The organism is Brenneria nigrifluens DSM 30175 = ATCC 13028, from assembly GCF_005484965.1.
Lineage (GTDB): Bacteria > Pseudomonadota > Gammaproteobacteria > Enterobacterales > Enterobacteriaceae > Brenneria > Brenneria nigrifluens.
Genome location: NZ_CP034036.1, coordinates 2,819,530 through 2,833,683, shown reverse-complemented (window position 1 = coordinate 2,833,683; position 14,154 = coordinate 2,819,530). Strand labels below are relative to the sequence as shown.

Here is a 14,154-nt window from a genome sequence, read left to right as displayed (position 1 = left end):
TATGCATATTACCTTACGCCAGTTAGAAGTTTTTACTGAAGTTCTGAAAAGCGGTTCGACAACTCAGGCTTCGGTGGTACTCGCGCTTTCCCAGTCCGCCGTCAGCGCCGCGCTGGCCGATCTGGAAGGGCAGTTGGGCGTTCAGTTATTTGACCGCGTTGGTAAACGGCTGGTGGTGAATGAGCACGGGCGCCTGCTTTATCCCAAGGCATTGTCATTACTTGAGCAATCGGTGGAGATTGAACAGCTTTTTCGCCGCGACAACGGCGCGTTGCGCATTTATGCCAGCAGCACCATCGGCAATTACCTGTTACCGGAAATGATTGCCCGCTATCGCCGGGATTTCCCCGATATCCCGCTGGAGCTGCATGTCGGCAACACGCTGGATGTGATTACCGGCGTTTCCGAATTCAGGGTCGATCTCGGGCTGATTGAAGGGCCGTGCCATCATCCCGATCTGGTGACGCAACCCTGGCTGGAAGATGAGCTGGTGGTATTCTGCGCGCCGACCCATCCTCTCAGCCAACAGGACATTACATTAACGTCGCTGGCCGAAGCGCCGTGGATCCTGCGCGAACGCGGTTCGGGCACGCGGGAGGTGCTGGACCATCTGCTGCTGGCGCGTCTGCCCCATTTTCATCTGGTAATGGAACTGGGCAATTCCGAGGCCATCAAACATGCGGTGCGTCACGGTATCGGGATTAGCTGCCTGTCGCGCCACGTTATTGCCGAACAGTTGGAGATCGGCACGCTGGTGGAACTCTCCGTGCCGTTGCCCAAGTTGCTGCGTACGCTGTATCTGGTTCACCATCGCCAGAAACATATTTCAACGGTTTGGCAGCGTTTCCTGAGCTATTGCCGCGCAACGGCGTAGCCTTCTCCTTGTACCGTTGCTAATAATCGGGCGCGAGTTATGAACCTCACTTATAACTCGGCGATCCTGACTATTCAGCATAAGGCTATTTGTTACAATCCCGCCTCGATTTTTAGTAAGAGCAGTCAGGATAATAATGGCTCAGCAAAACACTCAACGTGATATTCAGGGGCAACCCACACTACGCCGCGAGCTTAAAGCCCGGCATTTGACGATGATCGCCATTGGCGGCTCGATTGGCACCGGGCTTTTCGTCGCTTCCGGCGCCACGGTTTCACAGGCGGGTCCGGGCGGCGCGCTGTTATCCTATGCCCTGATCGGCCTGATGGTTTACTTCCTGATGACCAGTCTGGGAGAGCTGGCGGCGTTTATGCCGACGTCCGGCTCATTTTCCACCTATGGCGCCCGCTACGTGGAAGAGGGTTTCGGCTTCGCGCTGGGATGGAATTACTGGTACAACTGGGCCGTTACCATTGCGGTCGATCTGGTCGCCGCCCAGTTGGTGATGGGATATTGGTTTCCGGAGGTGTCCGGCTGGATCTGGAGCGCGCTGTTCCTGGCCCTGATGTTCCTGCTGAATTACATTTCGGTAAAAGGATTCGGCGAAGCGGAATACTGGTTCTCGCTGATTAAGGTGACGACGGTCATTATCTTTATCGCCGTGGGGATTCTGATGATCGCCGGCATTCTGCGCGGCGCGGAAAACGCCGGCTTCCATAACTGGCAGATCGACGATGCACCTTTTGCCGGCGGTTTCTCCGCCATGATCGGCGTGGCGATGATCGTCGGCTTTTCATTTCAGGGCACGGAGCTTATCGGCATTGCCGCCGGCGAGTCGAAAGATCCGCAGAAAAATATTCCCCGCGCGGTTCGTCAGGTGTTCTGGCGTATTCTGCTGTTTTATATTTTCGCCATCCTGATCATCAGCCTGATCATTCCCTATACCGACCCCAGCCTGCTGCGTAACGATGTGAAAGACATTACCGTCAGCCCGTTTACCCTGGTGTTCCAGCAAGCCGGGCTGCTGTCGGCGGCGGCGGTTATGAACGCGGTTATCCTGACGGCGGTGCTGTCCGCGGGTAACTCCGGCATGTACGCTTCGACGCGCATGCTGTTTACCCTGGCCTCCGAAGGCAAGGCGCCGCGTATTTTCGCCCGGCTGTCGAAAGGCGGCGTGCCGCGCAATGCGCTGTATGCCACCACGGTGGTGGCGGCGCTCTGTTTCCTGTCGTCGATGTACGGCAACCAGACGGTGTATCTGTGGCTGCTGAACACCTCGGGCATGACCGGGTTTATCGCCTGGCTGGGGATTGCCATCAGCCACTATCGCTTCCGCCGCGGTTACGTGATGCAGGGGCGCGATCTTGACCTTCTTCCGTACCGTTCCGGTTTCTTCCCGCTGGGGCCGATCTTCGCCTTCGTGCTCTGCCTGACCATCACTCTCGGGCAAAACTATCAGGCTTTTCTGGCAGATAAGATCGACTGGTACGGCGTAACGGCAACCTATATCGGTATCCCATTGTTTTTATTGATTTGGTTTGGCTATAAACTTTCCCGCGGTACGCGTTTTATCAAATATCGGGATATGACCTTCCCGGAAAGCAAATAAGCCCTATGCCCGCAGGTGTTGCTCTCAATATCTGACGGGTATGGCGCCGGCTCTTATCGGGTTGTTTCACGCAGGTGGGATAACCCTTTGTTATGCTGTTTATCTTGCCCTGCCAATTTTTTTCATCTGATTTCTTGCATCCTCCGTCGGTTGACGTGGTTTAAGTCAGCATAGTTAAAACATTTATTCACTTTTTTGTTGAGTGTTTTTATAAACACGCTAATGAATGAAATTCATTAGCGTTACGTTGTTAATTTTCTTAATGCTGTCTACGCTGATAGCCACTAAGTCGCGATGCATATATCAGCGCCGGATGAAAATAAGATTTATCACAAATTAAATTTAGAACTAAATAATTAGCATGCTATGCTTTTGGAAATATAAGCGGAAAAGCGCCGCTGTTATTTCCGCAGGGAAATTAGAGCGGTTAGTTTTGGCAAGTGGATTTTGTTACTATCGCTATTAAACGCTTAACGTATAAATAATAAACAGGACACACGCAATGTTAAAAATTACCTTTTTAGATAAGGGCGCATTGCCTGAAACTATTTTTTTGAAAAAAAATAGTTTCAGGCGTCCACAATGCCGCCATGAATGGATTGAATATAGCCATACTCCTCCTGAGCTGGTTATTGCCCGGGCGAAAAACAGCGATATCATTATCACCAGTAAAACGGTATTGACGCGGGAAATCCTGACGGCGTTACCCGCGGTTAAACTGATTGCGGTAACGGCTACCGGCACCAATAATATTGATACCGTCGCCGCCGCGGAACTGGGCATCAGCGTAAAGAACGTGGCCAATTATTCCACCCAGGCGGTTTCCGAACACGCCATCGCCATGATTTTCGCGCTTAAACATAGCCTGATAGGCTGGTATCGCGATCAGCTTGGCGATCGCTGGGCCATTCAGCCGCAGTTTTCCTATTTTGACCATCCGGTAAAAGATATCGCCGGTTCAACGCTGGGAATCATTGGCGCCGGGGCCATTGGCCGCGAAGTGGCGCGCCTGGCCACGGCGCTGGGGATGAAAGTCCTGTTCGCCGAACGCAGGGGCGTGGCGCAGTGCCGTCCGGGGTATTTACCGTTTGAACAGGTCTTGCAGTCTGCGGATACCCTTTCCCTGCACTGCCCGTTAAGCGATGAAACCCGCTGTCTGATAAATTCACACACGCTGGCATTGTGTAAACCCACGGTCTCGATTGTTAATACCGCCAGAGGGGGGCTGATTGATGAAGCCGCGCTGTTGTCCGCCCTGAATCACCGCCGCATCGCCGGCGCGGCATTGGATTGTCTGACCCAGGAGCCGCCGGCAAAAGATAATCCGTTAATGAACGCGGCGAAAATATTGCCTAACTTGCTGATTACGCCTCATATTGGCTGGACTTCCGCTTCATCTCTACAGGTATTGATGGAAAAAACGGTCGAGAATATTGATGAGTTTGTTCAGCAAAATGGATATTGATATCTGCCTATTAGAGTATAGCCGGGGGATATATCGGTCAGTTTCCAGGTATCCTCTGGCAGTAATATCGCGTAGGTAATCCTCTCTTGGCATTTAATTAGACTGCTTATTGGTTTGCGGAGTCCACGTAAAAGGTTTTTATTTATATTATTAATACGACGTTATAAATGATTCCGCCTTAAATAAGTAAGTTTACTATTTTTAGCGGTCATCCTTTTTCCCGATGAATGTCGCCACGGCAATAAATCGCCCGAAAGTCGCGATACGGACAGCGGCGGGACACTGCCTGAGTTTGGCGTCGTCAGGCAGTGAGGGGCGGGGGTGGTTAGCGTTTCTGGATGTAGGTGATGGCCAGCGCCAGCGCCAGCACCAGGCCTTTGATGATATCCATGGCGTAGTATGGCACGGAGAGCATCACCAGCCCGTTTTGCAGTACGCCGAGAATCACCGCGCCGACCAGCGTTCCCAACGCATTCGGCTTGCCGGAACCCGCCAGCGAGAAACCGATATAGGCGGCGGCCACCGCGTCCATTAAATAGCCTCCGCCGGCGTTGACCTGTGAGGAGCCGATGCGCGAGGCCAGTAAAATTCCCCCCAGCGCCGCCAGCAGCGAAGAGAAGATATACGCCTGAACCCGATAGCGCGCCGTTCTGATGCCCGCCAGACGCGCCGCTTCCGGGTTGCCGCCAATGGCGTACATGCGGCGGCCGTGTTTGGTCAGCGACAGATAAAGTTGCACCACCAGCGTCACCACCAGCATGATGACGACAATCACCGGAACCTGCCCCAGCGTGGAGAAAAACTCGGGGATAAGGCCTTCGGCTATTTCGCCGCCGGGCAGCACCATATTCTGGGTGATGGAACCGCCGTAGCTGTAGGTCATCGCCACGCCCTGAATGACAAACAGGCTGGCGAGCGTCGCCAGCATATCGGGGATTTTCAGCACCACGATCAGAAAGGCGTTAAACAGCCCCACCAGCGTACACAGCAGCAGCGTCAGGACGATGGCTCCGGTGGTGCCGAAGCCGTGCCAGACGAACAGCGAAATCACCAGCGCGTTGGCAAGCGAAGCCGTCGATCCGACGGAAAGGTCGAACCCGCCCACGGAGAGGGAAATGGATACGCCGATGGCAATCACCGTGACGATGGCGATGGAGCGCAGGATATTGATGATGTTGTAGGGATCGAGAAAGTTATCCGATGCCAGGCCGAAAAGGGTAATCAGCGCCAGAACGGTGATCAGCATGCCCCACTTGTACAAAAACTCAAACAGGTGGTGGCGAAAGGGGAGAACCCCGTTAGGTGAAAGTTGGTGACTCACGCGGGAGTTCCTCCGGTTGAATACAATAATAGTGTTTCTTCATCGATGGCGGATGCGTCCAGTTCGGCGACGATACGGCCATCCCACAGTACGCAGATACGGTCGCACAGCCCGACCAGTTCGGAAAATTCGCCCGAGGCGTAGATAATGCCTTTACCCTGCCGGGCGAGGCCGTCAATCAGCGAGAACAGATCCTGTTTGGCTTTGATATCCACCCCTTTGGTGGGTTCATCAAAGATCAGCACCTGCGCCTCGCTGCGCAGCCATTTGCCGATGGCTACTTTTTGTTGATTGCCGCCCGACAGCCGAACCAGCTTTTGCATCGGTCCGGTGGTGCGAATGGTTAACTGCTGAATCACTTTTCCGGCCCAGGCCAGCGCCTGCCGGCGGTTGAATATTCCCCAGCGGGAAAAGCTGTCGCTGGCGCTGACGCTGAGATTCATGGTGACGGACTCATCGAGAAATATGCCCTCTTTGCGCCGCTCTTCGGGAACCAGCGCAATACCCTGTTCGACAGACTGATGCGGCGAGTGGGGCCGCCAGGCGACGCCGTTATATTCTCCCTGGGCGATCTGACTGGGCGTGGCGCCGAACAGCGCTTTGCATAGCTCGGTTTTGCCGGCGCCCGCCAGCCCGGCGATCCCCAGCACTTCGCCTTTATGCAGCGTCAGCGAGATATCCCGCAACAGCGTTTCGTCGTGCAGGCCGGCGACCCGCAGCAGCGGATCCGCCGGCGGCGCCGTGCGGCGCGGCGGAAAAATATCATCCAGCCGGTGGCCGAGCATGCGTTCGACGATTTGCTCGCCGCTTAGTCCTTGCATCGCGCCGCTGCTGACGAACTCGCCGTCGCGCAGCACGGTCAGCGTGTCGCAGATTTCACTCAGCTCATGGATGCGGTGAGAAATAAAAACGATGCCGATCCCCTCGGCCTGCAAGCGTCGCACCACCTGAAACAGACGGGCGCTTTCCGCCTGATCCAGCGGGGCGGTCGGCTCATCCAGAATTAAAAAACGGCACTCATGGGATAAAGCTCTGGCCAACAGGATCTGTTGCTTTTCCGCCAGCGAGCAGCGGTCCAGGCGCTGGCGGACATTCAGATGGATGCCGAGCTGGTCGAGCAGGGACTGCGCCTGGCGATAAAGCTGCGGCCAGTTAAGCACATGTCCGGACTGCGCCAGCGTATCCAGCATAATATTTTCCGCCACCGACAGACTCGGCACCAGCGCCACGTCCACCTCCTGCTGCACCAGATGGATGCCATACCGTTTGGCGTCGCGCGGAGAATGGATATCAACCCGCGCGCCGTCGATAATGATGTCGCCGCTGTAGTGGTCGTAGGCGCCGGACAGAATCGCCATTAACGTCGATTTTCCCGCGCCGTTCGCCCCGGTCAAGGCATGGATAGACCCGCCCCGCAGAGTGAAATCAACCTGTTTCAGCGCATGAAAGCCGGAAAATGAGATGGAAATATGGCGCATTTCCAGTCGGGATGGTTGGGTGTTAGACATCATGTTCGGTAACGCTCTTGGCGATAAGTCGCATCAGAAACTGGCCTGCAAGGTAACATATAGCCGGCAGAATTTAATACAGATTCAACGTCCGCGGGAGTCTTAACTACGAATGAAAAAGCATAAGTTAAGTAAAAAAATTCTTAAACCGCGCCAGGCAAGTGCCTAAGATGGCGTTATCAGCGATTTGGCGCTTATTACAGACAATGACACGCAAGGAATATCAGCAGATGAACACAACGGCAATCCGCGTACAGGTCGGTCCGGCCAACTATTTTTCATTCCCTGGGGCAATCGATAAACTGCGGGAATTTTATCCGCCCGCGGTGCTGAACAACGCGTTATGGATAACCGGCGAGCGGGCGCTGGCGGCGGCAAGGCCCTATCTTCCCGCTGAATTCGACGCCCCGGCGGCCCGGCGCGTGGTGTTCGGCGCCCATTGCAGCGAAGGCGAGGTGGCAAAACTGGTGGCGCGCGCGGGGGAGGAGTGTCGGGTGGTGATCGGCATCGGCGGCGGGGCGGTGCTGGATACGGCCAAGGTGGCGGCGCGCCGACTGGGTGCGCCGCTGGTGGCGATTCCGACCATTGCCGCCACCTGCTCCGCCTGGACGCCGCTTTCCGTATGGTATAACGATGCCGGGCAAGCGCTGCGTTTTGAGATTTTTACCGACGCCAACCATCTGGTGCTGGTGGAGCCGCGCATTATTTTAGCCGCGCCGGTGGAGTATCTGTTGGCCGGCGTGGGGGATACGCTGGCGAAGTGGTACGAAGCGATGGTGCTCAGCCCGCGTCCTGAAACCTTGCCGTTGACCGTGCGCCTTGGGTTGCAAACCGCGCTGGATATTCGCGACGTACTGCTGCAAAAAAGCGCCGCCGCGCTGCAGGCGGCCGCTGACGGTACGCTGACCCAGGATTTTCTTGACGTAATCGATGCGGTGATCGCCGGCGGCGGTATGGTGGGCGGATTAGGGGAGCGCTTCACGCGGGTGGCGGCCGCCCATGCGGTGCATAACGGGCTGACGGTCTTGCCGCAGACGGAGCGCTTCCTGCACGGAACAAAAGTCGCCTATGGCATCCTGGTGCAGAGCGCTCTGCTGGGCGATATCGATACGTTACGGCAATTAAAGGCCGCCTATAAGGTGCTGGGACTGCCGACATCGCTGGCCGAACTGAGTGTGGATATTAATGACCGGGCGTCCGTGCGGGCGGTGATTGAACGCACCCTGCAGCGGGAGGAGTCTATCCACTATTTACCGTTAACGCTGAATGAGTCGCTGCTGCTGGAAGCGTTTAAAACCGTAGAGACGCTGGCGGAATAACCGTGAGCGGATCGCGAGGCCATGACGATAGGCTGCCGATCCGCCCGGTTTTTACTGTAATTTCTCGTAGGGAAACGAGCTTTTGATATAGCGCGAGTAGTAGCGGTGTTTGGCGGTGCTCGACATTAACTCTTCATAAATCATGCGCGCCACGCCGCTATATTGATAGATGCTGCCGTTGAGTAATTCTACTTCCAGTATGCTTTTTTCCGCATCGTAGCCGATGGCGAACAGCTCTGCTGATGAAACTCGTTTTCTTTGCAAAATCATATACTCCCAACCGAATAACGCCGCGCTTTCGCGCTAAAAAGGCGCTATTTATCAGATAACCGCCAGTCAGATGAGGATGGCCGTCTCTTATGGTTGCGAAAATAGGCCCGCCCCTTATGGCATTTTATCGGCATGCCGGCTGATTCCTTTACCCACCCAGGAGGAAACCTGGAACCGCTTGGTTCCCGTCATCCTTGCGGCCGTTGGCGGGGATCTGTTTTCGCTGGCGATCGGTGTTGCCGAGATCCCCGCCTGCGCGGGGATGACAATAGCGGGGACATTATTGCTGGTGTAAATACCGGGCGTGAAAGCGCAGATGATCTTCAATAAAGCTGGCGATAAAGAAGTAGCTATGATCGTAGCCTGACTGGGTGCGCAGCGTGAGCGGCCAGTCGTGCCGACGGGCCACTTCGGCCAGTTTCGCCGGCTGCAACTGGTCGGGTAAAAACTGATCGCAATCGCCTTGATCGACAAGTATCGGCAGTTTGTGCCCGCCTTTGGCCAGTAAATGGCAACTGTCGTACTGCAACCACTGGGTTTCGTCGTCACCCAGATAAGCGCATAACGCTTTACGCCCCCAGGGCACCTGGCTGGGGTTAACGATGGGCGCAAAGGCCGATGCGGACAGATAATGTTGCGGATTGCGCAATGCCAGCATCAGCGCGCCGTGGCCGCCCATCGAATGCCCGCTGATCGACTGACGGCGGCTAACGTTAAAATGTTGCTGAATCAATGCCGGCAGTTCAACGGCGATGTAGTCATACATCTGATAATGCGCCGCCCAGGGCTGCCGGGTGGCGTTGACGTAAAATCCGGCGCCTTGGCCCAGATCATATCCGGCGTCATTCGCCACGTCGTCGCCCCGCGGGCTGGTGTCCGCCATCACCAGCACCAGCCCAAGCTGCGCGGCGATGCGTTGCGCGCCGGCTTTGATGGTGAAGTTTTCATCGTTGCAGGTCAATCCCGATAGCCAGTAAAGCACCGGGGGCGGGGTATCATCGGACGTCGGCGGCAGATAGATGCTGAACGTCATATTGCAGTTCAGCGTCTCGGACGCATGGCTGTAGCGCTGCTGCCAGCCGCCGAACATACGGTGTTCTTCCAAAAGTTCCAGCGACAGGTTCATCTCGGTGCTGCCTCCCTTATCTATGGCGTTAGCTGAAATGGATGACAGAGCGGATCGATTCGCCTTGGTGCATTAAATCAAAGGCGGTGTTGATCTCTTCCAGCCCCATGGTGTGGGTAATAAAATCGCTGAGCTGAAACTCGCCATCCATATAGCGCTGCACGATCCCCGGCAGTTGACTGCGTCCTTTCACGCCGCCGAAAGCGGAACCGCGCCATACCCGGCCGGTCACCAGTTGGAACGGACGGGTGGCGATCTCTTCGCCCGCGCCGGCAACGCCGATAATCACCGATTCGCCCCAGCCTTTATGACAACACTCCAGCGCCGAACGCATCACGCTGACGTTACCGATACATTCAAAAGAGAAATCCACGCCGCCGTCGGTCAGTTCGACAATTACCTCCTGAATCGGTTTGTCGTAATCCTTGGGATTAATCAGATCGGTGGCGCCCAGCTTGCGCGCCAGATCGAATTTACTGGTGTTGATATCAATACCGATAATCCGTCCGGCGCCGGCCATCTGCGCGCCGATAATTGCCGACAGCCCGATGCCCCCGAGTCCGAAAATAGCCACGCTGTCGCCCGGTTTCACTTTGGCGGTGTTGATAACGGCGCCCATGCCGGTGGTGACGCCGCAGCCCAGCAGGCAGACTTCTTCCAGCGGCGCTTCCTTGCTGATTTTAGCCAGCGAGATTTCAGGCACTACGGTGAGTTCGGAGAACGTGGAGGTGCCCATATAGTGGAAAATGGGCTGACCCTCTTTGGAGAAGCGGGTAGTGCCGTCGGGCATCAGTCCTTTCCCCTGCGTGGTGCGGATCGCCTGGCACAGGTTGGTTTTTCCCGAGCGGCAGAATTTACACTCGCCGCATTCCGGCGTGTAGAGCGGAATAACGTGATCGCCAACCGCCACGCTGGTCACGCCTTCGCCGACGGCTTCCACAATGCCGCCGCCTTCATGGCCGAGAATGGCCGGGAAAACGCCCTCGGGATCTTTGCCTGAAAGCGTATAGGCATCGGTATGGCAAACGCCGCTGGCGACAATACGTACCAGCACCTCGCCTTTCTGCGGCGGCATCAGATCCACTTCTTCAATGGAAAGCGGTTGGTTTGGCCCCCAGGCGACGGCGGCGCGGGTTTTGATCATTTGCATGGTGTGGCTCCTGTTGTCGTGTTGCGTAAAAGTTTTGTAGTAGTTAATGGTTGATTTTAGCGAAACTTATCGCTGGCGGGGAACTTCGCGATAATGCGTTTTTTCAGGGCTGCCGCATCGGGGCCGAAAACTGTGATGAGACTAACCATAAGTCGCCCTGTTAGCAACGTTCATGTAACAATCAGGGGCGACGCACGCCGCCAAACCTTGCGCCAGGCGAGCTTCTGGCTGCGCGGCGTATAGCGTCGATAACGGATGGGTATGGCGGGATACGCGCCGGCAGTGAACGAAATAAATAATTAACATCAATGATTAATAGCATTCTATTTATTAAAGCATTTTTCTGTGTCAGCAACGATTAAATAGTTTTTTTGATCTTGGTTTAGATGAAATACGGCATATTTTTAGCAATCAATCGCAGGGCATTTAGCGATAAATAAACTGCCAAACGTTAAACTCAGTGAATCATCCGGGCTTTACATAAATATCTAAATTCAAGAGTTAAAGAATTTCATAAATAATCGCATGTTATTGATAGTCTAAATCTATCATTTGCTTTTTTTTGATCAACGCCAATGATCAAAAAAAGTAAACTCCTTATAATTTCTGCCGATAACCTGGAGTACAGACCGGGAGGAGTCCGCGTTTCATGTAAATAAATATATCAAATTGTTAAGGTTGTGAGTTTTTTGTGTGGTTTGTGGTATGATCTCACCATTAGATTATGAATTGTCACTCTGATTTAAATTAAAAATGCGTGGGCAAGTTACCAAAAAGCGCAGATAAAAGTGGTTAAATAGTTTATAGGGGTTTTTCGTGGAATTTTTAAAAAATATCACCATCAGGGCAATGCTTTTAACGATATTGGGAATATTCCTACTCTTATGGGGAGGGGTATCTTTCTATATGTCATCGTCACTCAGTGAAATGACCAACTTATTAGAATCGGGGGAAGTACAGAAAAAGAATGCCGACACCATAGCCGACGGCAGCGATCAATATTTTCGCGCCGCTATCCGTTTAGTTCGGGCAATGGATTATAACCAGAGCGGCGAAACCGCCGAGGTGGACAAGTTGCTTGTCTTGGCGGATGAGGCGATAAAAAACACCTCGGCCAAACTGGCGGAATTTAAAGCCGCCGATCACGGCGATGTGGACAAGGTCATGGTCGAAGAGATGGTGGGAAACTGGACGCGGCTGATTGAGAACGGGCTGCAACCGTTGTTAGCATCGGTTCGCGACAATCGTCCCGAGGAGTTCCGTCATCTGTTCAGAGACGTTTATCCTAATCTGAGTCTTACCTTCGGCGGCAGCATGGACAAATATCAGGCCAATGCTATCGCCTCCTCCGGCAGCTCGTTTGCCCGCGTGTACGATCTGGTCAGTTGGAACAAACATCTCCTGCTGGTCGCGGTGCTGGTCGGCCTGTTGATTCTGCTATTGACCGACCGCTATCTGGTGAATTATCTGGTCAAGCCGTTGGAGATGATTAAAGGCCACTTCAGGGTTCTGGCGGATGGTCAGTTAGGAATACATCTTGATGACTTTGGCCGTAACTGCGCCGGCCAGTTAATCCCCTTTTTAAAAGATATGCAACGCAGCCTGATTAACACGGTTTCAACTATTCGTGACAGCGCCTCTTCGATTTATCAGGGAGCGAGCGAAATCAAAAGCGGCAACAACGATCTCTCGTCCCGCACCGAACAGCAGGCCGCGGCGTTGGAGCAAACGGCCGCCAGTATGGAGCAGCTCGGCGCCACGGTGAAGCAAAACGCGGAAAACGTTCATCAGGCCAGCAAACTGGCGCAGGATGCCGCCATCGCCGCCAAAAAAGGGGGAGACGTCACCACTGAGGTGGTGGGAACCATGGCCACTATCGCCACCAGCTCGAAGAAGATTGCCGATATTACCAGCGTTATCAACGGTATTGCCTTCCAGACCAATATTCTGGCGCTTAACGCGGCGGTGGAAGCGGCCAGAGCCGGCGAGCAAGGACGTGGTTTTGCGGTGGTGGCGGGGGAAGTGCGTAATCTGGCGCAGCGCAGCGCCCAGGCCGCCAAGGAAATCGAAGGGTTGATCGCCGAGTCGGTGGAGCGGGTGAATACCGGGTCGCATCAGGTTACGCAAACGGGGGAAGCGATGGAGTCCATCATCACCGCCATTACCCGGGTAAACGATCTGATGGGCGAGATTGCCTCGGCCTCCGACGAACAGAGCCGCGGTATCAGCCAGATCGGTCAGGCGGTGACTGAAATGGATGGCGTGACCCAGCAGAATGCTGCATTGGTGCAGGAGTCCGCCGCCGCGGCCGCTTCTCTGGAAGATCAGGCCCGCCAGCTGAATGAAGCGGTATCCGTCTTCCAATTGGCGGCGGATGAAAAACGGCAATCCGCTAAAAATCTGTTATCTGAAAAAGCGGCCCCGGTTATCAAGCCCGCTCTGCTGACGGCAAAGGGCGGCCAAAAGAGCGGCAGCGCCAACTGGGAAACCTTCTAATAAAGAAGCAACAACACGATTAGGCTAGTTTATTAACGCCACACCAGGGAATTTCACTTAAAACAGGCGCTGAGGGGCATTGCTCCCAGCGCCTTTTCTTTACGACATGCGCTTTGCCGGCCGATACCTGCCGGTTGATAACCTGAATCTATTTCAATAATCATGACATACAATCACTGGATAATCGCAGCGCTCTCAACTACAGTGGTGGCGGCGTTTTGACTCGACCGACGTCACCATAAGTCACACCTGCAGGAGAATAATAATGTCATCGTTAAGTAAAGAAGCCGTTCTGGTTCATGAGGCGCTGATGGCGCGCGGCCTCGAGACGCCGCTGCGCGGAGAATTGTTGGATCGGGAGACGCGTAAACAGCGCATTGCCGAACATATGACGGAAGTCATGAATCTGTTAAGCCTTGATTTGCAAGATGACAGTCTGGCGGAGACGCCGCACCGTATCGCCAAAATGTATGTCGATGAAATATTCTCCGGGCTGGATTACGCCAATTTTCCCAAAATCACCATCATTGAGAATAAAATGAAGGTGGATGAAATGGTCACCGTCCGGGACATCACCTTAACCAGCACCTGCGAACATCATTTCGTGACCATTGATGGTAAGGCGACGGTGGCCTATATTCCGAAAGAGGGCGTGATTGGTTTGTCGAAAATCAATCGTATCGTACAGTTCTTTTCCCAGCGCCCGCAGGTTCAGGAGCGTTTGACGCAACAAATTCTGATTGCATTGCAAACGTTGCTCGGTACCAGCAATGTCGCAGTATGCATTGATGCGGTGCATTATTGCGTCAAAGCCCGCGGTATCCGCGATGCGACCAGCGCGACCACCACTACCTCGCTGGGCGGATTATTTAAATCCAGCCAGAACACCCGTCAGGAATTTCTGCGCGCGGTACGCCATCACGGCTAGCGGCGGCATTGCCTAGTTTCTACGTTGGCCGCCGCTGTGCGACGCAACGTAGAAATAAAAGGCGTATTATTTCACGCCATCTGTTAAT

General features: G+C 54.4%; 11 protein-coding genes. 6 read left to right on the top strand and 5 right to left on the bottom strand.

Annotation, left to right across the window (positions count from 1 at the left end):
* Position 1 precedes the first annotated feature (1 nt).
* From yieE to EH206_RS13265, 3 genes are all read left to right on the top strand, one after another.
* Positions 2 to 874 carry a DNA-binding transcriptional regulator YeiE gene (gene yieE, locus EH206_RS13275; RefSeq protein ID WP_009113284.1) on the top strand — a complete coding sequence of 291 codons (873 nt, stop codon included), beginning with the start codon at positions 2 to 4 and terminating at the stop codon, positions 872 to 874.
* A gap of 136 nt (positions 875 to 1,010) precedes the next feature.
* Positions 1,011 to 2,483, top strand: a complete 1,473-nt coding sequence (locus EH206_RS13270; protein WP_009113283.1) for an amino acid permease — start codon at positions 1,011 to 1,013, stop codon at positions 2,481 to 2,483.
* 502 nt (positions 2,484 to 2,985) lie between these two features.
* On the top strand, positions 2,986 to 3,948 hold the full coding sequence (locus EH206_RS13265) for a 2-hydroxyacid dehydrogenase (protein ID WP_009113282.1): 963 nt from the start codon (positions 2,986 to 2,988) through the stop codon (positions 3,946 to 3,948).
* 325 nt (positions 3,949 to 4,273) lie between these two features.
* On the opposite strand, the gene EH206_RS13260 is transcribed toward EH206_RS13265, so the two are convergent.
* Together EH206_RS13260 and EH206_RS13255 are read right to left on the bottom strand one after the other, a co-directional pair.
* Positions 4,274 to 5,194, bottom strand: a complete 921-nt coding sequence (locus EH206_RS13260) for an ABC transporter permease (protein WP_232216606.1) — start codon at positions 5,192 to 5,194, stop codon at positions 4,274 to 4,276.
* Positions 5,195 to 5,265: 71 nt separating this feature from the next.
* Positions 5,266 to 6,777 carry a sugar ABC transporter ATP-binding protein gene (locus tag EH206_RS13255; protein WP_040343914.1) on the bottom strand — a complete coding sequence of 504 codons (1,512 nt, stop codon included), beginning with the start codon at positions 6,775 to 6,777 and terminating at the stop codon, positions 5,266 to 5,268.
* A 230-nt stretch (positions 6,778 to 7,007) separates the two neighbouring features.
* Here EH206_RS13255 and EH206_RS13250 point away from each other — a divergent pair, with 230 nt between their 5' ends.
* Complete coding sequence (locus EH206_RS13250) at positions 7,008 to 8,096, top strand: oxidoreductase (RefSeq protein ID WP_009113279.1); 1,089 nt, start codon at positions 7,008 to 7,010, stop codon at positions 8,094 to 8,096.
* Between the two features lie 51 nt (positions 8,097 to 8,147).
* Here the strand turns inward: EH206_RS13250 and EH206_RS13245 are convergent, their stop codons facing one another.
* The 3 genes from EH206_RS13245 to EH206_RS13235 all read right to left on the bottom strand — a co-directional run bounded on the left by EH206_RS13245 (position 8,148) and on the right by EH206_RS13235 (position 10,642).
* On the bottom strand, positions 8,148 to 8,360 hold the full coding sequence (locus tag EH206_RS13245) for a KTSC domain-containing protein (protein ID WP_040343912.1): 213 nt from the start codon (positions 8,358 to 8,360) through the stop codon (positions 8,148 to 8,150).
* Between the two features lie 286 nt (positions 8,361 to 8,646).
* Positions 8,647 to 9,492 carry an S-formylglutathione hydrolase gene (fghA, locus tag EH206_RS13240; RefSeq protein WP_009113276.1) on the bottom strand — a complete coding sequence of 282 codons (846 nt, stop codon included), beginning with the start codon at positions 9,490 to 9,492 and terminating at the stop codon, positions 8,647 to 8,649.
* 28 nt (positions 9,493 to 9,520) lie between these two features.
* On the bottom strand, positions 9,521 to 10,642 hold the full coding sequence (locus tag EH206_RS13235; protein ID WP_009113275.1) for an S-(hydroxymethyl)glutathione dehydrogenase/class III alcohol dehydrogenase: 1,122 nt from the start codon (positions 10,640 to 10,642) through the stop codon (positions 9,521 to 9,523).
* A gap of 816 nt (positions 10,643 to 11,458) precedes the next feature.
* On the opposite strand from EH206_RS13235, the gene EH206_RS13230 reads away from it, so the two are divergent.
* Positions 11,459 to 13,138 carry a methyl-accepting chemotaxis protein gene (locus EH206_RS13230; RefSeq protein WP_009113274.1) on the top strand — a complete coding sequence of 560 codons (1,680 nt, stop codon included), beginning with the start codon at positions 11,459 to 11,461 and terminating at the stop codon, positions 13,136 to 13,138.
* A 265-nt stretch (positions 13,139 to 13,403) separates the two neighbouring features.
* Positions 13,404 to 14,066, top strand: a complete 663-nt coding sequence (gene folE / locus EH206_RS13225; RefSeq protein ID WP_009113273.1) for a GTP cyclohydrolase I FolE — start codon at positions 13,404 to 13,406, stop codon at positions 14,064 to 14,066.
* Positions 14,067 to 14,154: the final 88 nt, after the last annotated feature.